This window comes from Streptomyces griseofuscus (assembly GCF_014673495.1).
Taxonomy (GTDB): Bacteria; Actinomycetota; Actinomycetes; order Streptomycetales; family Streptomycetaceae; genus Streptomyces; species Streptomyces murinus.
The window spans coordinates 866598-883908 of sequence record NZ_CP051006.1; the positions used below are offsets into that span (position 1 = coordinate 866598).

The following is a 17311-nucleotide window of genomic DNA, read 5'->3' on the forward strand; positions in this document are numbered from 1 at the left end:
CGGGTGAACAGAGGCCGACGCTGAGGTTGTCGCAAGAGGTATACGGTCTGGCCCTGACGCGAGCGGGTAGCGGAACATCGCGGTACCCCCCTGCCTTCCGATGTTTGAGCGGGCCGTACTGACGAGTGGACATGATGACCTGCTCGGTGACGCGATCCACATCGTCAGCCGCGATGTCGTTGACGTGTACGGCCGCCGCCTCGCCGTTACGGAGGCCACAGCCGCTCATCAAGTCGACGATCAGCATGAGCGCGTGATCACCTGCGGTGCGTACAGCACGAAGTTGTTCGGGAGACGGAATAACGGCGCGCTTGGGGTCGTACTGTGGCGGCTTGACGCCGGCCACCGGGTTGTCGGTGAAGATACCGAGTCGATGTGCATCGAGAAGGATCGCGCGCGGATGACCACCTTGTCATCGAAAAAGTTCATCCGTCGGCTGGCGAGCGTCGGATAGAGATGGTGTTCCAGGAGGGAGTCGAGGTGTCGCACCGACGCGACAATGGCCTTGTCGCGGTCCGCGAACCCCGACTCCTCCACCTGCTTGCCGGCCGCCGACCGGTACCGGATCTTGTAAGGGTGGGGGCACTTCGACCACCGGGACCGCGGATGCTCGCACTCCTCGAAGAACGAGCCCGTCCCCGGAACCAACGGATCCCACCACGGCCGACCGACTCCTCGCGACCAGTGCTGACCTTTTGCTGACCAGGAGCAGTCGCGCAGGTCGTTGACCTGCACAAACAGCGGCGCAGTGCGATATGTGCTGGAACTTCGCGGCCCGCACCCAGTCCGAGATCGAACAGGCCCGCGAGGACCGGTCCCGGGCACCCGCTTCGGCGAGGTGAAGGGCTACGACGGGGCTCCGCTGCGCGCACCGCGGCTACCGGAGGTACCGCTGAAGCCACGGGGAAGGGTGCGCTGACCTGCCGGAAGTGCTCCAGTGCCGCGTCGGACAACATCTGCCCTGTTCGAGGCCATGGTGAAAGTCGAGTGCGGGACTTCGGGCCCATGGCCATGCTGGTGATCATGACTGGTTGCATCGACGTTCCTGCCCGACTGGGTGAGAGTGCGCTGTCCGACGGGCGGTTGCTCGGCTGGGCGGAGTGGGGGCCGTTGGACGGGACGCCTGTGCTGTTGTGTCCTGGTGCGGCTACGAGCCGGTGGCTCGGTTTCGGCGCAGGCGTTGTCGAGGCGCTCGGAGTGCGTCTCATCTCCGTGGATCGTCCGGGTCTCGGTGTCTCGACGGCCGCCCCCGGGCGGACCTTCTCCGACTTCGCCGGAGATATGCGCCAACTCTGTGTGCGGCGGGGGCTGGAGCGACCTGTGATGGTCGGGAATTCCCAAGGTGCGCCCTTCGCTCTCTCCTGCGCCGCGGCGGGGGTCGTCTCGGCGCTGGCTGTCGTCTCCGGTGCGGACGAGGTCGCCAGGCCGGAGTTCGCTTCGGTGCTGAACGCGGACCTGCGTGCTCTGGTCGAGCGGACTGAGTGCGATCCGGCCGGCGTCGAGGAGTTTTTCGCGCGCTTCACCGCGGATGCGATGTGGGACATGGTCATGGCCGGGAGCCCTGCGTGTGACCTCGCCGTTTACCAGGCTCCTGATTTCGCTGCCGGCTACCGCAGGGCCTTGGCCGAGGGATTTGGTCAAGGCGCCGCCGGCTACGCCCGGGACACGGTCCTCGCGATGGGGCGGTGGCCGTTCGCCCTCGACGAGATCGCCGTCCCCGTCGACATCTGGTACGGCGAGCAGGACACCGGCCACTCACCCGACAACGGAGCACTTCTCGCCGCCCGAGTGCCCGGTGCTCGTCGTCATGTCGTGCCGGGGAACGGCGGTGCCCTGCTGTGGACTCATCCCGAGCCGATCCTCACCTGCCTCCTTGAAAAAGCCGTCACCGGCCGGCAGACGAGGGGTTCGTGACCGCGCCGTTCAGCAATGTGGCTGTCGTCAAGTGGGAGGAAGAGCGGACGTGGATGTGTATGAAGCTGTGGACAGTCGCCGGGCGGTGCGGGCGTTCAGCGAGGAGCCGGTGTCCAGGGAGATACTCGAACGCGTGCTGGCCGCGGCGACGCGGGCTCCGTCGAGTGGGAACCTCCAGCCGTGGCATGTGTATGTCGTGACCGGCGAGCCCCTGGCCGAGCTCAAGAGGCGCGCGACAGCCAGGGCGCTGGCCGGAGACCCGGGCGATGAGCGGGAGTACCCGATGTACCCGGCCGAACTGACCCCGCCGTACGTGGACCGCTTCTCCGCCGCAGCAGCTCAGCGGTACGAGGCACTGGGAATCGAGCGCGACGACCCCGACCGGCCCCTTAAGCGCCGAACGCCTGCGAGTTCAAGGCGGCGATCTGACGGTCATGCTGTTGCTGAGGGCGGAAGGGCTGCACAGCTGCCCCCAGGTGATGTGGACGATGTATCGCGAGACCGTCGGAGCCGATGACGGGCTCGTACTGTTCTGCGGTGTCGCGGTGGGATTCGAGAAGGAGGGCGTGCCGCGGCTGCGTACCGGGCGGGCGGACATGACGGAAACCGTGAGCTTCATCGGAGTGTGACCGGCGATGCCGGTCCGGGCATCGGCCTCGACGCCACCGCGTCTTCGAGGGCGGCCTGCTGAGCCTGCCGCTCGTGGATTCCTCGCCGATTCGCCATGCCCTTCCGACTGCCCTTCCGACTGCCCTTCCGGCCCTTGTGGGGGCCGGACCGAGAGCCTAGCCTCGGCCCCTCCGAGCCGATGTCGGCCTGAGTGACCGGAGGGCTGGTCAGCGCGTGCGAGACAGAGCGACATCCCCGGTGCCGGAGGCGCCCGCGGCGGCGCGGAGGAGGCAGATACCGGGCCCGGCCCCGCAGTTCACCGCCGGGCGGGCGCCGCATGCCGCCGGGCTCGCCGACCTTCAGCGGACCGTGGGCAACGCGGCCGTCACCCGTTATGTGCAACGTGTGCAGGGCCAGGGGGGGTCCCGGTGTCAGGGAGGAGGCGCGGCGCCATGCCGCCGACCCCACCGCCCACGGCGAGTGGGACACCTTCCGCGACATGATGGACAAGGTGGGCTTTCCGCAGGATGTCACGGACGCTGCCTGGCAGTTGATCCTGGGCGGCATCGCCGAACAGGGACAGCTCAACGACGAGGCGCTGGCGATGTTCACCGAGCGCCAGGAGCAGCGCGACCACCGCGCGTCGAACAGCTGGTACCAGGAGTTGGTGCGGCTCATCGGTGACTATCTGGAGATCGACCGGCCGACGATGGCCCTGTGGTCCGGCGGCATCGACACCAGCGTCTACGCCCGCTCCAAGGGCCATACGCCCCTGGAGTCCACCCCCTTCGGCAGCGTGGTCAACGAACTCCAGCTGACCATGGACTGGATGCTCAAGACGCCGATGTGGAACGTCCTGTCCAAGGCGTTCGTGACCCGCGCCCGCGGTCCCGTCCACATCTTCCTGCGGGCGTACAACCCCGACAGCGTCCTCATCGCGCAGGAGGTCCCGCAGTTGCGCGTGGTCATGGCGCTCAACCCGGCGGTGGAACTCGTCTGGCACCCCGTCTACACCACGGCCGACGGGCAGCTGCTGGAGGTCACCAAGGACCTCGAACTGACCTCGGACGCGACCTATCGCACCCGGGACCTGTGCGTACGGGCCCTGTACGACTACCTCCGGCTCAAGCACGACCAGGCCAACAGCCGTTCCGAGCGCGCCAACGCGGAGATGGGCGCCCGGCTCGCCTCCAACGGCAACCAGCCGTGATCCCGGGGCGGCGGGATCACGGACCGGGGCCAGAGGTCAGGAGCGGTCGAACAGCGCGGCCACGCTCTGCGGTGCTTCCTGGCCGAAGAAGACCTCCAGGTTCTTCGCCGAGCGGTCGGCGGCGTCGCGGCTCCGCGGGAACAGCCGCTCCTCGTAGGCGGTGAGCGCGGCCTCGACGTCGGGTTCCTCGACCAACTTGCCCGCCAGGTCGGCGCCGTCGTACATGGCGAGGTTCGCGCCCTCGCCGGCGAAGGGCGACATCAGATGCGCGGCGTCGCCGACGAGCGTCGCGCCGGGCACCCTGTCCCATCGGAGCCCGACCGGCAGGGCGTGGATGGGCCGGAGCAACGGTTCCGCGTCGCTCCGCGTCACGAAGGCGGTGAGCAGCGGCGACCAGCCGGCGAACTCGTCGGCGAGCCGGCGTGGGCCCGCGGACGGGTCGCCGAAGTCGATCGACCTCAGCCACTCCTCGGGTTTGTTCAACGCCACGTATCCGCGCACCTGCCCGTCGGCGCAGCGATGGGCGATGATGCCTTTGCCCGGCGCGACCGCCATCAGCGTGCCGCCGCCGATCGCGGCCACGCTCGCCCGGGACTCCCGGCCGCCCGGAGCGAGGGCGATCTCGATGAAGCAGGTTCCGGTGTAGTCAGGCTCGGCGGGGGTGAGCAGCGGACGCACCTTCGACCAGGCGCCGTCCGCGCCGATGACCAGGTCGGCGCGTGTGGTGGGACCTTCCGCGAAGGCGAGTTCGTAGCCGCCCTCCCCGCGGTGCCGGACCGAGGCGAGCTTGTGACCCCACTTGATCGTCCCGGGCGCCAGCGAGTCGATGAGCAGGCGCCTGAGTTCGCCACGATCCACCTCAGGACGGGCCGACGCGGGGTCCGCGGGCCTGTCGAACAGGATCGTGCCGTGGCGGTCGACGACGCGCTTGGCGTCCTCGCCCGGGCGGACCAGGGTGCGGAACGCGTCGTACAGACCGGCCGCGCGAAGCGCGACCTGTCCGGTCTCTTCGTGGATGTCGAGCAGGCCGCCTTGCGCACGGGTCGTCGCCGAGGCCTCGCTCTCGTAGATCGTCGCGGCGACGCCGTGGGTCTGGAGCACACGCGCGAGCGTCAGCCCGCCCGGTCCGGCTCCGACGATGGCGATGGTCTTCCGCATGGTGCGCCCCTCTGTCGCGCCGACACGCGTCGGCGGTGGTCAGCGCCGGAAGCAGGCGGTATGCCCGGTCTCGGCAAGGAGACGCTCATCGATCAGAACCCTCTGCATCGATGTATGCGCGATGTCCGGCGGACGGAACCACACGGAACATCGTTTTTCGCGACCGTGTGACTATAGCGTCTCTCGCGGGAAGGACGCGTCGACCTTCGCCGCCCCGGGAAGGGCGGACAGCGGCTCATGGATCTCGTGCTCGCGCGGCAGCCCGGTGGGGTGGTCGCCCCGGCCGATGAGCGCCTGGGCCGGGGAGTCGAGTTACACGGCGGGCAGATCGGCACTGACCCGGGCCATCGGGCGGGCCGGGGACACCGTGTCGTCCCACAGCGCACCATTTGGCCGGTCGCCCCGCAGGCGCAGAGCCCCTCCACCGGTCGGGACGGTCACCGGTGAAGGGGCGTGCCCATGTGCCGCGCCGTACGGGCGGACGGTCGCTCAGTAGCCGACCGCGACCTCCATCCACTGCGGGCCGTCCATCGAGGTGTACGCGGCCTGGCCCGCCACGTCGTCGTACGGGAAGCCGTACGCCAGGTGGTTGATCGCGTGGTCGTGCCAGTACTTGGCGTACCAGTTGGCCGGGTCGCCGCCGTAGAACTTCGACGGGTCCTGCTGCTGGGCGGCCGGCAGGTCGGCGGTGTGCCGGTTGAGCGCGGCGCACAGGGCCGCGTTGGAGGCGAGGGACCCGGCGCAGCCGAAGATGTTCGAGGTGGGCTCGTTCACGCCGACCGAATTGGCGTACGCCGTGAAGTAGTTGGCGTTCGCGCCGTCCGACCGGAAGCTGGGGTCGCTGCCGGGGGCGATGATCCGGTACGGCGCCTGGGTCTGGGCCAGGACCTTGAACTGCTGCGGCACGGAGTTCTGGAAGTTCTGGAACACCTGGTCGCGGGTCATGGTGAACAGGTCCTGGGCGTCGCCCAGTTGGACGTCCTGCCCGCTGTGCGAGTGCAGCCGGATCGCCAGCGGCAGGCCCCAGGCGTCGACCCGGGTGGTGTTGCCGCTGAACGAGGACGTGCCGGTGGTGAACTCGATGAAGTCGTAGTACTGGCCGTTCGGGGAGCCGACGTAGAAGTACATACGCTGGGCGGGGGCGGCGACGATGTCCACGTAGGGCTGTTCGGCGATGGAGTGCTCCTGGCCGTTGTAGCTCCAGTAGACCTGGCTGTCCGGGTAGGCGCCGCCCGTCCGGTTGAGCACCTTGACCTTCATGACGCCGGAGGACGGCGGGATGTCGTCGGTGGTGCCCCAGAAGGCGTCCGGGGGCGTGGTGCCGCCGGAGCCGCCGTAGACCTGGAACTCCCAGAGGGAGTAGCCGTACGGAGTGGCGCGCTGGGTGCCGTACATCCGGACGTACCGCCCGGAGCCGCTCACGTTCAGGTTCTGTACGCCGCCGGTGCCTGCGGTGGTCGAGTAGACGGTGGTCCAGGGGCCGTTCGGGTCCGTGGCCGTCTGCACGGTGAAGGCCTTGGCGTAGGCGGCCTCCCACTTCAGGGTGACCTGGGTGAGGGGCTGCACCGAGCCGAGGTCGACCATGATCCACTGCGGGTCCGCGAACGCGCTGGACCAGCGGGTCTGATCATTGCCGTCCACCGCCTGCGCGGCGCCGAAGGAGGCGTTCTCGGTGGAGGAGGCGGTGGCGGGTCTGCCCTGGGAGAGCAGGGTGCCCGCGGCGCGGGCGGGGCTCTGGGAGGTGACGGTGAGTCCGAGCGCGGCGACGAGCGCGATCAGCAGCGCGAGGACGAGATGGGGCCGGGACCGGGGTCGTCCCGGCGCGCGGCGTGATGAGGCGGAGCTGACTGGCATGGGTGTACTCCTCGAACGGGTGGGGACCGTGCTGGAGACCGAACCGTGACGCAGCCTGAGAGCGCTCTCGGGTGAGGGTGATGGTGGCAAGCTCCCCGGGGCCAGTCAATGGGTTGTTCACAAATGAACGGCAGCACAGCGGAATTCGTTCGGCTCTCGAACGCCGGGCCCGCGACAGCGGTGTCGGCCGACCTCGTCCGGACCGGCCGAAGGGGCGGGCTCACTCATCGGCCCACCGAGGCCCCGCCCCTTTCTCGTGCCCGACGCACCAACTCGTCGGCGGCCCGCGGCCATTGGGGGTACTGGAACGCGAAGCCCGCCTCGGTCAGGCGCCCCGGGACCACTCGGCGGCTCTTCAGGAGCAGTTCGGTGTCGGAGCGCAGGGCGAACGCGCCGGCCTCGGCCATCCACCTGGTCGCCGGAAGACCCATCGGCACTCCCCACGCGGAGCGCAGCGCGCGCATGAAAGCGCGCTGCGGCAGAGGATGGGGTGCCGCCAGGTTCACCGGCCCGGTGAGGTCCTCGCGGTCCACCAGGAACTCCACCGCGCGCACGAAGTCATGTTCGTGGATCCACGACACGTACTGCGCGCCGCCCGCGACCGGGCCGCCGAGGCCCAGGCGGGTCAGCCCGGACAGGACGGCGAAGACTCCCCCGGGGTCCGGGCTCATCACCATGGCCGAGCGCAGGGCGACCTTGCGGGTGGCCGGCGTCTCGGCCTGCCGCTGAGCCCGCTCCCACGCCGCGGCGATGTCGACGCTGTACGCCCAGTAGTCCGGCACGCCCGTCTCGCTGCCGCCGATCACTCCGGTGGCCTCGTCGTTCGGGGCGTCGAAGCGGTGCGCGTACACCGTGGCGGTGCTCATCTGGAGCCAGACCCGAGGCGGTCGGGCGGCACCCGCGATCGCGGCGCCCACGACGCGGGCGGAGTCGACCCGGGACTCCATCATCTCCCTCAGATGGGCCGCCGTGTACCGACAGCTCACGCTGCGTCCGGCCAGATTGATCACGACATCACTACCATCGACGGCCGCGGTCCACGGCCCCGGGGTCCTGCCGTCCCACTCGATCTCGCCCGCACGCTCGGGGCGTCTGGTGAGAACCACGACCTCGTGGCCTGCGGCGTCGAGCGCGCGCTTCAGAACCGTGCCGATCTGCCCGGTCCCACCGGGAATCACGATCTTCATGTGCAGCCCCTCCCTCGTGTGGAGGTGACCCTAGACCAAGGGGTTGAACGCGTTCAAAACGGGTCGGCAGGTGGCGGCCGGAGTGGCCGCAGGCTCTACCTGGGCGGTGCAGTAGCTGGTCACTACATGTGACCTGGACCACACACTCGTAAGCCTTCCCAACGAACTGCCGGAGGCGTACGTTCCGGTTTACCTCGCGATGGCGCCCCCAAGGCGTCGGCCCGCCGAGCCTGGGACGGCGGGCCAGCGGGGGCCAAATCCGTCCCGTGCCGGTCGGCGTGACCTTCCGCCCGGTGGACAACGTGCCGCACGAAAAAGACAGTTCGACGGCGGAGCACCCCTGCTATGGTGCGCCGATGTCATCGATCAAGAAGATCCAGGTCACCTTCGACTGTGCGGAGCCCGAGCGCGTCGCCCGGTTCTGGTGCGAGGTGTTGGGCTACGAGGTTCCGCCGCCGCCGGAGGGGTTCGACACATGGGGTGATTTCGATCGGTCGCTGCCGGCCGAGCGGCAGGGCGCCGCGTTCGCCTGCGTCGATCCCTCGGGCGACGGGCCGCGGCTGTTCTTCCAGCGCGTTCCCGAAGGGAAGGTCGTGAAGAACAGGGTGCACCTCGATGTACGGGTCGGCACCGGGCTCGTGGGCGAGGAGCGGCTGGCCGCGCTGGAGGCCGAGTGCGCGCGGCTGGTCGCGCTCGGCGCGGTGCAGGTACAGGTGCTGCGCGCCGACGGCTTCAACGAGTCTTGCATCGTGATGCAGGACATCGAGGGCAACGAATTCTGTCTCGACTGAGGACCGCCCCTCCCCTGATGGCCAGCCTCCCCCGCGCGGTCCCGCCGACGAGGCCGGGACCGCGCGGAGCCGGGATCACACCGGGGCGAGCCGAGGCTGTGGCGTGGTCAGGCGGCCGGTACGGGCCAGCGCCGCGACGGCCGTCGCACAGGCCGCCCCGGTGACGGTCAGAGCCGTCCAGGGCAGCCAGGCGGCATCGTGGCGGGCGGCGCTGTCCCAGAGGGCTCCGGTGCCGAGGTTGCCCAGGGTGACGCCGAGCCCGGAGACCGTGTTGTAGAGGCCGTAGTGGGTGGCGACCAGGCGGTTGCCGGACAGGGCGACGACCGTGTCCATCTCGAAGGGGTAGACGATCGCGGACCCGGCGGCCAGCAGGACCACGGCCACCACCAGGGAGGCGAGCACGGCCGCCGAGGAGCCGCGCGGGCACAGGGCCAGGGGGACGAAGGCGAGTCCCATGACCGTCAGCCCCCGCACCAGGGCCTGGCCGCTCTGCCAGCGGTTCTTGGCCCAGCCGGTGAGCCGTAGCTGTCCTACGACGGCGACGGCGGCCGAGATGACGAACAGAGCGCTGGTGGCGGCGGTCCCCTCGGCGCCGAGCGCGTCGGCCGCGGCCAGCGGCAGGGCGAGATAGACCTGGAACGTCAGGACGTACGAGCCGATCATGGCCGCCGAGAAGAGCAGGAACGGGCGGTTGGCGACGATGGCGCGCCACTGCGCCAGGACACCGCCGGTTCCGGTGTCTTCCAGGAGCCGGTGGCGGGCGGGCAGCGCGCGCCATTGCAGCAGGGTGAGGGCGGCGAAGACGGCGGCGGCGACCGTGCACACGAGCCGGAAGTCGGCGGCCAGCAGGGCGAGTCCGACGAGCGGGCCGAGCAGCATGCCCGCCTGGTAGTAGACGTTGAAGGTGGCGAAGGCGTCCACGCGCCGCTCGCCGGCCTCGGTGGCGAGGCAGGCGCGGACGGCGGGGTTGAACAGGGCGCCGGCGAAGCCCGTGGCGGCGGAGGCCACGACGAGGGCGGGCAGGTTGTCCACCCAGCCGAGCAGGCCGAAGCCCACGGTGCGCAGGAGGCAGCCGGCCATGATCGGGGCCTTGTGGCCGAGGCGGTCGGCGAGCGTGCCGCCGACGAGGAACATGCCCTGCTGGGAGAAGTTGCGGACGCCCAGCACGAGTCCGACGGCCCAGGCGGCGAGGCCGAGGCCGTGGGACAGATGGGCGGCGAGGTAGGGCATGAGCATGTAGAAGGCCAGATTGATGGCGAACTGGTTGGCCATCAGCAGCCTTGCCGCGGGCGGGAAGGAGCGGGTCTGCCGCCACAGATGCTTCATCGGGCCGCTCCCACAAGGGCGTTCGGCGCGGAACGGGCGAGGGGGTCGGCGACGCGGGTGCAGCGCGTCCAGCGGGTGACGGTGCGCTCCCGTGGATCGCCGATCTCGTCGGGGTCGTCGGCCGGCGGATGCCCGAGCAGGTCGTGGCGGTGGCAGTAGGGGTCGTCGAAGACCGTGCCGACGTACCGCTCGGGGCCGTCGGGGAAGACGGTGGCGATGCGGTGCTCCGGGGGCGCGGTGCGGGCCACCCAGCGGGCGACGAGGGCGACGGCGCCGACGCTCCAGCCGCCGGTGGCGTAGTGATGGCGGGCCAGGCGCCGGGCGGCCCACACGGACTCGGGGGCGGCGACCCAGTGGACCTCGTCGAAGAGGTCGTAGGCCACATTGCGGGGGTGGATGCTGGAGCCGAGGCCGCGCATCAGACGAGGCCCGGCGGGCTGTCCGAAGATGGTCGAACCGGTCGTGTCGACGCCGACGATCCGCAGGTCGGGGAAGTAGCCGCGCAGGACGGAGCCGATGCCCGCGGAGTGTCCTCCGGTGCCGACGGAGACCACCAGGGTGTCGATCCGGCCGAGTTGGGCGAGGAGTTCATGGGCGAGCGGCGCGTACGCGGCGATGTTGTCCGGGTTGTTGTACTGGTCCGGGCACCAGGCGTCCGGGCGCAGCGCGAGGAGTTCCGTGACGCGCCGCCGCCTGGCCTCCTGCCAACCGCCGTGCGGGTGCGGTGTGTCGACGACGTCGATCTCGGCGCCGTACGCGGTGAGCAGGCCGGTCATCAGCGGTTCCATGCCGGGGTCGGTGACGACGGTGACCGGATGGCCGTACGTCGCCCCGGCCAGCGCCAGGCCGAGGCCCAGGGTGCCGGAGGTCGACTCGATGAGGGGTGCGCCGGGCACGAGCGGTCCGCGCTCCCGGGCGGCGCGGACCATGTGCAGGGCGGTACGGTCCTTGATCCCGCCGGGGTTGTGGCCTTCGAGCTTGGCCCAGAAGCCGCGGTCGGACGTGGTGAAGGGGGCGCCGATCCACAGGACGGGCGTGCCGCCGACGAGGCCGGCCGGGGTGTGCAGGGGGCGTTTGGCGTCGGCCAGGATCTGGGCCGCGGGCATCGGCCGTGCGGTGGGGGTGGGTTGGTTCATGGCGTGCATCTCCCGCGGCCGGCGCCGTACGGGGCGACCGGCCGGTGGCTGTGGAAAGGGGGCGGAGGTGATCGTCCGCCGTGCGGCCCACGGGTGTGGGGCACGGCGTGGGAGCGATCAGGTCCGCCACACGCCGAGTCGGGCTCGGGTCTCCGCGGCGGGTGGTGCCGGAGGCCGTGGGTCGAACCGGTGCCGCGCCGGTGGGGCAAAGAGGTGGAGGTACCCGGGCGCGGCCGGTGGAACGGCGGCGAGCAGCGGCGCGCCCGTACCGGCCTCACGCGGCTGGACAGTCGGCTGGTCCAGACCCGAGCAGTGGGCTTCCCCGTCGGGGGCGGGTGCGCGCTGCCCGGCCGCGGTCACCCCGGGCCGGTTGGCGGGAAGCTGCCCGCAGGCGGTCGCCGAGGTCTGTGCCAGGGCGTCGGCGCGGGCGTCGGGGGACGCCGTCGGGCCGTGGCAGCAGCCGAAGAGGTGGAGGAGCGTGGCGAGCAGCAGGACGAGCACCGCTCCGGGCCGCGGGGCGGAGCGGTCGTATCGCGTGGAGGACGCAGCCCGCATGGGCACGAAGAGTAGCCCGGTGTGTGCGTGACGTAATCGTCAACCGGCGCCCTGACGTGGGGGGTTACGGGGCGATGTTCACCGCATCGGGTGAACTCTCCAGCTCCGGTTCCGGCTCGGGCAGGGCCAGGTGGTCGGCGGCGTCGGCCAGGCCGAGGCGGAGATGTTCGACGTGGTAGATGGCCTGGTCGATCAGTTCCGCGACGTGGTTGTCGTAGAGCGAGTACACGATGGAGCGGCCTTTGCGGGTGCCCACCACGAGACCGAGGTTGCGCAGGAGGCGCAGTTGATGGGAGCAGGCGGACTGCTCCATGCCGACCTCGGCGGCCAACTCGGTCGCGGGCAGGGGACCTTCGCGCAGCCGGGCGAGGATCAGCAGCCGTGAGGGAGTCGCCAGCGCCTGGAGGGTGGTGGCGACTTTGGCGGCGCTGGTTGCGTCCAGGCGGCCGCGTGGAACGCGACCTGCCGGCGGTGCGGCTCCATGACCCATGGGGCTATCGTACGGCACCATTGATGAACACATGAATGCCTCTTCATTCATTCCTGTTATGGTGGCGGCCATGTCTTCCACTCTTCTGCGTGAGGCGCCGCCCGGTGTCGACCGCGCGACCGTGGCGCCCGGCCGTCGCACCCGGATCCTCGCCGTGCCCGAGGCCCGCTGGGCGGCCGCGGCTCTGGTGCTGTTCCTCGTCGCGCTGCCGCCGTATCTCGCCGGTGCGCCGGCCTGGGCATGGGGACCGCTGTTCGCGGCCGTCTACGCGAGCGGCGGCTGGGAGCCGGGCTGGGCCGGGCTCCGGGCGCTGCGGGAGAAGACCCTGGACGTGGATCTGCTGATGGTGGTCGCCGCGCTCGGGGCCGCGTCGATCGGGCAGGTTCTGGACGGCGCGCTGCTGATCGTCATCTTCGCGGTCTCCGGGGCGCTGGAGGCGATCGCCACCGCCCGCACCGCCGACTCGGTACGCGGCCTGCTCGATCTCGCCCCGGCCACGGCCGCCCGGCTCGCCGACGACGGCACCGAGGAGACGGTGCCGACCGGGCGGCTCTCGGTGGGCGAGGTGATTCTGGTACGGCCCGGTGAGCGGATCGGCGCCGACGGCCGGGTGCTGGCCGGGTCGGGCGAGGTGGACCAGGCCACGATCACCGGCGAGCCGCTTCCGGTGACGAAGGGGCCGGGTGACGAGGTGTTCGCCGGGACTTTGAACGGCACCGGCGCGCTACGGGTCAAGGTCGAACGGGACCCGTCGGACTCGGTGATCGCCCGCATCGTTGCCATGGTCGAGGAGGCGTCCGGGACCAAGGCGCCGACCCAGTTGTTCATCGAGAAGGTGGAACAGCGGTACTCGATCGCGATGGTGGCCGCCACCGTCGCGTTGTTCGTGCTTCCCCTGCTCTTCGGTGCCGCGCTCCGGCCGACCCTGCTGCGGGCCATGACTTTCATGATCGTGGCCTCGCCCTGTGCGGTGGTGCTGGCCACCATGCCGCCGCTGCTCTCGGCCATCGCCAACGCCGGCCGCCATGGGGTGCTGGTGAAGTCGGCCGTGGTCATGGAACGCCTCGGCCAGATGGACGCGGTGGCCCTGGACAAGACCGGCACGCTCACCGAGGGCGCCCCGCGGTTGACGGACGTGCGCCCGCTCCCCGCTTCCGGGCTGGCCGAGGACGAGGTGCTGCGGCTCGCGGCCGCCGCCGAGCACCCCAGCGAGCATCCGCTGGCCCGTGCCGTGGTGGACGCCGCCCGCGCCCGGGGGCTGGACATTCCGCAGGTGGAGGACTTCGGCTCCACTCCCGGCACGGGCGTGACCGCCGTCGTCGACGGTGCCTCGGTCGCGGTCGGCAGTCCCGCCCGGCTGCTCGGCGGCGGCCGGACGCACCCGGCGGGCGTGGTCGCGGCGGAGTTGGAGGACGAAGGCCGTACGGCCGTACTGGTCACCGTCGAGGGGGACCCCGTGGGAGTGCTGGGCATCGCGGACCGGCCGCGCCCGGACGCGGCGGCCACTGTCGCCGCGCTGACCGCTCTCGCGGGAGCCGCGCCGCTGCTGGTCACCGGGGACAATCCGCGTGCCGCCGCCCGGCTGGCCGAGGAGGTCGGGATCACGGACGTACGCGCCGGTCTCCTGCCGCAGGACAAGGTCGCCGCCGTTCAGGAGCTGGCGCGGGCCGGACGAAGGGTCCTGGTGGTCGGCGACGGGGTCAACGACGCCCCCGCGCTCGCCGCCGCGCACACCGGCATCGCCATGGGCCGGGCCGGTTCCGACCTCGCGCTGGAGACCGCCGACGCGGTGATCCTCCGCGACGAACTCGCCGCCGTCCCCGCCGTCGTACGGCTTTCCCGCCGGGCCCGGCGCCTGGTGGTGCAGAACCTGGTCGTCGCCGCGGTGTTCATCACCGGCCTGGTCGTGTGGAACCTGGCCGGCACCCTGCCGCTGCCGCTCGGCGTCGCCGGGCACGAGGGGTCCACCGTGATCGTCGGGCTCAACGGACTGCGTCTGCTGGCGGACGGTGCCTGGCGCCGGGCGGGTGCGGGGAGCGGGCGGTGAGACCTGGTGCCGTGGCCGTCCGGGCGATCCGCGCAGCCGACACCGGGGGGCCGTGCGCGAGCCGGTGACCAGGCCGGTGGCCAGCAGGGCGGTGGCCGTACGACGCGAGGGGTAGCTCGCTCCGTGGAAGACGGCGATCCTGACGTCGGTCAGGAACCATCAGCCCGGGGGCGGTTCGGACCGAGGTCCAGGCGGGATCCGTCGCCGAGGTCGCCGGTCTCCTCTTTGGCCTGCCGCTGCCCGCGACCGCGATCGCCGCCCTGGTCATCGGGGTCGGTACATGGCTGCCGCCGGCCGTGCGAAGCCGCTCGGAGCCGGACGCGGTTCACCGCCGTAACGGCCCGTCGCCGCTCAGGGGACGCGCAGGGCCAGTACGGCGACATCGTCGTTCTGGACGTCGCTCATCCGGGTGAGCAGTTCGTCCCGGAAGACGGCCAGTGGCTCGCGGGCGAGTGCCGCCGCGTGCTGGCGCAGCCGGGTCAGACCGCGGCCGATGTCCTCGCCGGGGCGTTCGACGAGTCCGTCGGTGTACAGGAGGAGGGTGGCGCCGGGCGGCAGGGTGACGGTCGCCGTCTCCCGGGCGAGCGAGGGGTCGACCCCGAGGATGGGGGCGTGCCCTTCCTCCAGCAGCAGTGTGTGGCCGTCGGGCTGGGCCAGCAGGGGTGGGAGGTGGCCGGCGTTGGTCCAGGTGAGCCGCCACGGCCCGGCGTCGGGGGTCTCGATGCGCGCGATGACGGCCGTCACCAGCTCGATGCTGGTCAGGCCCTGCATCACCTTGTCCAGGCGGCACATGATGCCGGCCGGGTCGTCGCCGCCGCTGTCGTAGGCGAGTGCGCGCAGCATGTTGCGCAGCTGCCCCATCCGGACGGCGGCGGCGAGGTCGTGGCCGACCACGTCCCCGATGGCGAGAACGGCCGAGCCGTCGGGCAGCGGGAAGGCGTCGTACCAGTCGCCGCCGACCTCGGCCCGTTCGCGGGCGGCCAGATAGCGGGTGGCGAGCTGGAGGTGGTCCAGGCCGGTCAGGTCGGGCAGGAGGGAGAGCTGGAGCTGCTCGGCGGTGTGCTCCTGGAGCGCGTACAGCCGGGCGTTGTCCAGGGCTAGGGCCGCGCGGTGGCCGAGGTCGGCGGCGAGCGCCTGCTCCTGCTCGTCGAACGCCGGGGCTCCGGTGCGGCGGACGAAGGTGAGGGCGCCCAGCCCTTGCCGACGTACCCGCATGGGCACGATCAGCGCGCTGTGGGCGCCGAGCGCCCGGTACAGGGACCACTGGGCGGCGCGCAGCGGGTCGCCCGGGCCGGGTTCGCCGAAGTCGGTGACCACGACGGGGCCCGCGCCCCGCAGCACCTTCGCCAGCGCGCAGGCCGAGTCGTCCGGGCCGGGGAGCAGCCCGCCGGAGAGCACGCGCAGCGCCCGTTCGGTGTCCCGGTCGGTGACCATGAGACGTCGCACCCCCTCACCTTCGACGACGTCCACGACACAGGCGTCGGCCAACTGGGGCACGACCAGTCGGGCGAGCCTGCGCAGCGACTCCTGCGCGTCCAGACCGGAGGCCAGCGCGCGGCTCACATCGGCGAGCAGCCGCAGCCGGGCTGCGGCGACCTCCGGTGGCAGCTCCTCGGACGCAACGGCCGCCGGTGGCGTCGGCTCTCGTTTCATGACGCTCCTCCGGGCGTCCCTGGGGCGGTCGGGAGTCGTCCGGACCGCCTGTCCGGTGGGATCGCGGATAACGGCCGGCAGCGCGGCGCCGACCGGGCGGTCGCACACGGCGAGCCTGATCGCCGTCTTACGCACCGATGCCCCGCCGGGGTGCCGCGCAATCCCTCCTCACTCCCCCTGACCACCGGCGTCGGACGTCGTCGGCAGCCGTGCCGTGGAGACGGGACGGACGGTGGAGGGGCCCACCGCCAACCGCGGCACGGCGGCGCCGACGGTCCCTGCCCGACGCAGGGTGGTGATCCGGATGGACAAAGACCAGGGCCGGACGGGTGCAGGCCGAGAGTGGGCGGGCGGTCGGGGTGGTCGTCCGGTGGCCGCAGGCCGGTGGCGGCCCGCACCGCCTGTGCCCCTTCTACGACGGGAAGTGGGAGCTCATCAACGGCTATGTCGGCGGCACCCCCTCGCTGCCGAACCAGGCGTTCGCCAACGCTCTCTACCGCACCGCCGACCACCGCTGGATGATGCCGTTCGACATCTACCCCACCATCAAGGTCGCCGCGCAGCGGCTGCTCGGTGCGGGCGGGGTGCCCGAGGACGTGGCGGCCGCGATCTCCAAGTGCGCGGATCCGACCGCGCCGTTCGACGGGGTGCGTGCCCTGGGCATGGGCCACATCATCGCGGGCGCCGGAGCCGGCCGCGCCCTCGCCCTGCACGGCGCCGATGTGCTGAACCTGTGGCGGCCCTACGAGCTGGAGCACGATGTCACCTACCTGACCACCGGCGTGGGCGTGCGCTCCGCCACGGTCAGCCCGTACACCCGGGAGGGCTGGCCCGGATCCACGAACTCCAGTCCGGCGCCGATGTCCTCTACGCCAACCGCCGCCCGGGCCTGATCCACGCGACGGTCTCACTGAACGGCCGTAGCGGTCCCTGGAAGAACTGCCTGGGCTTCGACCGGACCGCGGGCGCGCTCACCGGACTGCTCCATCTGGAGGGCGACGGCGACAAGCCGGCCCTGCCGCCCATCACCGTCGTCAACGACTAACTGGTCTCGTGGTTCATGACGGCCGGCATCGCCGAGGCACTGCGCCGCCGTGCCGTGGACGGCGGCGGCTACCGCGTCCATGTCTCGCTGTCCCGGGTCGCCCTGTGGATCCTGTCGATGGGCGTCTTCGACACGTCGTACGCCGAGGAGATCGCGGGCACCGGCGAGCTGCACGCCTACCCGGACCCCGAGGTCTTCACCGCCGAGACGCCGCTCGGCCACTGCCAGGGCGTCACCGACCAGGTGAAGATGTCGGACACCCCCGGCACCTACCGGCAGGTCCTCGTGCCCCGCGGTTCCCAGCGGGCACAGTGGCTGCCCACCGCCTGATCCGCC

16 protein-coding genes, 2 pseudogenes and 1 riboswitch are annotated in these 17311 nt (G+C 71.5%); of the genes and pseudogenes, 10 read left to right on the forward strand and 8 right to left on the reverse strand.

The features are described from left to right. Positions 1-100 precede the first annotated feature (100 nt). From HEP81_RS03900 to HEP81_RS03915, 5 genes and pseudogenes are all read left to right on the forward strand, one after another. The gene (locus HEP81_RS03900; RefSeq protein WP_037657077.1) at positions 101-454 is read left to right on the forward strand and encodes a hypothetical protein; all 354 of its coding nucleotides are present in this window, start codon (positions 101-103) and stop codon (positions 452-454) included. A gap of 301 nt (positions 455-755) precedes the next feature. Then, positions 756-919 (forward strand): annotated as a pseudogene (locus HEP81_RS41200) (pirin family protein); the annotation flags it as partial. A 92-nt stretch (positions 920-1011) separates the two neighbouring features. Further along, positions 1012-1914 (forward strand): alpha/beta fold hydrolase, encoded by a 903-nt coding sequence (locus HEP81_RS03905; RefSeq protein ID WP_421673947.1) that lies wholly within the window; start codon positions 1012-1014, stop codon positions 1912-1914. A 49-nt stretch (positions 1915-1963) separates the two neighbouring features. Continuing rightward, positions 1964-2543 (forward strand): annotated as a pseudogene (locus HEP81_RS03910) (nitroreductase). 383 nt (positions 2544-2926) lie between these two features. Next, positions 2927-3733 carry a hypothetical protein gene (locus HEP81_RS03915; RefSeq protein WP_157854459.1) on the forward strand — a complete coding sequence of 269 codons (807 nt, stop codon included), beginning with the start codon at positions 2927-2929 and terminating at the stop codon, positions 3731-3733. 36 nt (positions 3734-3769) lie between these two features. On the opposite strand, the gene HEP81_RS03920 is transcribed toward HEP81_RS03915, so the two are convergent. The 3 genes from HEP81_RS03920 to HEP81_RS03930 form a co-directional block, all read right to left on the reverse strand. Further along, on the reverse strand, positions 3770-4891 hold the full coding sequence (locus HEP81_RS03920; RefSeq protein ID WP_037657072.1) for an FAD-dependent oxidoreductase: 1122 nt from the start codon (positions 4889-4891) through the stop codon (positions 3770-3772). Between the two features lie 489 nt (positions 4892-5380). Further along, the gene (locus HEP81_RS03925) at positions 5381-6745 is read right to left on the reverse strand and encodes a beta-1,3-glucanase family protein (RefSeq protein ID WP_037657070.1); all 1365 of its coding nucleotides are present in this window, start codon (positions 6743-6745) and stop codon (positions 5381-5383) included. A 224-nt stretch (positions 6746-6969) separates the two neighbouring features. Then, a complete protein-coding gene (locus tag HEP81_RS03930) occupies positions 6970-7932 on the reverse strand; it encodes a TIGR01777 family oxidoreductase (RefSeq protein ID WP_037657068.1) in 963 nt (320 codons plus the stop codon). Between the two features lie 356 nt (positions 7933-8288). Between HEP81_RS03930 and HEP81_RS03935 the strand changes: the two genes are divergently transcribed. Further along, positions 8289-8723 carry a VOC family protein gene (locus HEP81_RS03935; protein WP_037657066.1) on the forward strand — a complete coding sequence of 145 codons (435 nt, stop codon included), beginning with the start codon at positions 8289-8291 and terminating at the stop codon, positions 8721-8723. A gap of 75 nt (positions 8724-8798) precedes the next feature. On the opposite strand, the gene HEP81_RS03940 is transcribed toward HEP81_RS03935, so the two are convergent. The 4 genes from HEP81_RS03940 to HEP81_RS03955 all read right to left on the reverse strand — a co-directional run bounded on the left by HEP81_RS03940 (position 8799) and on the right by HEP81_RS03955 (position 12230). Then, on the reverse strand, positions 8799-10049 hold the full coding sequence (locus tag HEP81_RS03940; protein WP_037657065.1) for an MFS transporter: 1251 nt from the start codon (positions 10047-10049) through the stop codon (positions 8799-8801). Next, the gene (locus HEP81_RS03945) at positions 10046-11185 is read right to left on the reverse strand and encodes a PLP-dependent cysteine synthase family protein (RefSeq protein ID WP_037657064.1); all 1140 of its coding nucleotides are present in this window, start codon (positions 11183-11185) and stop codon (positions 10046-10048) included. Before HEP81_RS03945 ends, HEP81_RS03940 begins: the two co-directional genes overlap by 4 nt. Before the next feature lie 117 nt (positions 11186-11302). Then, entirely contained in the window at positions 11303-11740 is a 438-nt protein-coding gene (locus HEP81_RS03950; protein ID WP_157854457.1) for a hypothetical protein, read from the reverse strand. Between the two features lie 64 nt (positions 11741-11804). Then, on the reverse strand, positions 11805-12230 hold the full coding sequence (locus HEP81_RS03955; RefSeq protein ID WP_051850246.1) for an ArsR/SmtB family transcription factor: 426 nt from the start codon (positions 12228-12230) through the stop codon (positions 11805-11807). Positions 12231-12300: 70 nt separating this feature from the next. Between HEP81_RS03955 and HEP81_RS03960 the strand changes: the two genes are divergently transcribed. Continuing rightward, on the forward strand, positions 12301-14277 hold the full coding sequence (locus HEP81_RS03960; RefSeq protein ID WP_037657119.1) for a heavy metal translocating P-type ATPase: 1977 nt from the start codon (positions 12301-12303) through the stop codon (positions 14275-14277). A gap of 143 nt (positions 14278-14420) precedes the next feature. Further along, positions 14421-14492, reverse strand: a riboswitch (Fluoride riboswitch). 136 nt (positions 14493-14628) lie between these two features. On the opposite strand, the gene HEP81_RS03965 is transcribed toward HEP81_RS03960, so the two are convergent. Continuing rightward, a complete protein-coding gene (locus HEP81_RS03965; protein WP_037657061.1) occupies positions 14629-15930 on the reverse strand; it encodes a PP2C family protein-serine/threonine phosphatase in 1302 nt (433 codons plus the stop codon). A 329-nt stretch (positions 15931-16259) separates the two neighbouring features. On the opposite strand from HEP81_RS03965, the gene HEP81_RS41205 reads away from it, so the two are divergent. Genes HEP81_RS41205 through HEP81_RS41215 form a run of 3 tightly spaced genes read left to right on the forward strand, consistent with a single transcriptional unit; the run spans position 16260 to position 17305 of the window. Further along, entirely contained in the window at positions 16260-16823 is a 564-nt protein-coding gene (locus tag HEP81_RS41205; RefSeq protein ID WP_051850245.1) for a hypothetical protein, read from the forward strand. A gap of 17 nt (positions 16824-16840) precedes the next feature. Then, positions 16841-16975, forward strand: a complete 135-nt coding sequence (locus HEP81_RS41210) for a CoA transferase (RefSeq protein WP_243279774.1) — start codon at positions 16841-16843, stop codon at positions 16973-16975. A 15-nt stretch (positions 16976-16990) separates the two neighbouring features. Then, entirely contained in the window at positions 16991-17305 is a 315-nt protein-coding gene (locus HEP81_RS41215) for a hypothetical protein (protein WP_051850244.1), read from the forward strand. Positions 17306-17311 lie beyond the last annotated feature (6 nt).

Excerpts from the sequence above, each read along its gene's own strand:
- HEP81_RS03900 (WP_037657077.1), top strand. The coding sequence starts at position 101 with ATGTTTGAGCGGGCCGTACTGACGAGTGGACATGATGACCTGCTCGGT.
- HEP81_RS03905 (WP_421673947.1), top strand. The coding sequence starts at position 1,012 with ATGCTGGTGATCATGACTGGTTGCATCGACGTTCCTGCCCGACTGGGT.
- HEP81_RS03920 (WP_037657072.1), bottom strand. The coding sequence starts at position 4,891 with ATGCGGAAGACCATCGCCATCGTCGGAGCCGGACCGGGCGGGCTGACG.
- HEP81_RS03925 (WP_037657070.1), bottom strand. The coding sequence starts at position 6,745 with ATGCCAGTCAGCTCCGCCTCATCACGCCGCGCGCCGGGACGACCCCGG.
- HEP81_RS03930 (WP_037657068.1), bottom strand. The coding sequence starts at position 7,932 with ATGAAGATCGTGATTCCCGGTGGGACCGGGCAGATCGGCACGGTTCTG.
- HEP81_RS03935 (WP_037657066.1), top strand. The coding sequence starts at position 8,289 with ATGTCATCGATCAAGAAGATCCAGGTCACCTTCGACTGTGCGGAGCCC.
- HEP81_RS03940 (WP_037657065.1), bottom strand. The coding sequence starts at position 10,049 with ATGAAGCATCTGTGGCGGCAGACCCGCTCCTTCCCGCCCGCGGCAAGG.
- HEP81_RS03945 (WP_037657064.1), bottom strand. The coding sequence starts at position 11,185 with ATGAACCAACCCACCCCCACCGCACGGCCGATGCCCGCGGCCCAGATC.
- HEP81_RS03950 (WP_157854457.1), bottom strand. The coding sequence starts at position 11,740 with ATGCGGGCTGCGTCCTCCACGCGATACGACCGCTCCGCCCCGCGGCCC.
- HEP81_RS03955 (WP_051850246.1), bottom strand. The coding sequence starts at position 12,230 with ATGGGTCATGGAGCCGCACCGCCGGCAGGTCGCGTTCCACGCGGCCGC.
- HEP81_RS03960 (WP_037657119.1), top strand. The coding sequence starts at position 12,301 with ATGTCTTCCACTCTTCTGCGTGAGGCGCCGCCCGGTGTCGACCGCGCG.
- HEP81_RS03965 (WP_037657061.1), bottom strand. The coding sequence starts at position 15,930 with ATGAAACGAGAGCCGACGCCACCGGCGGCCGTTGCGTCCGAGGAGCTG.
- HEP81_RS41215 (WP_051850244.1), top strand. The coding sequence starts at position 16,991 with ATGACGGCCGGCATCGCCGAGGCACTGCGCCGCCGTGCCGTGGACGGC.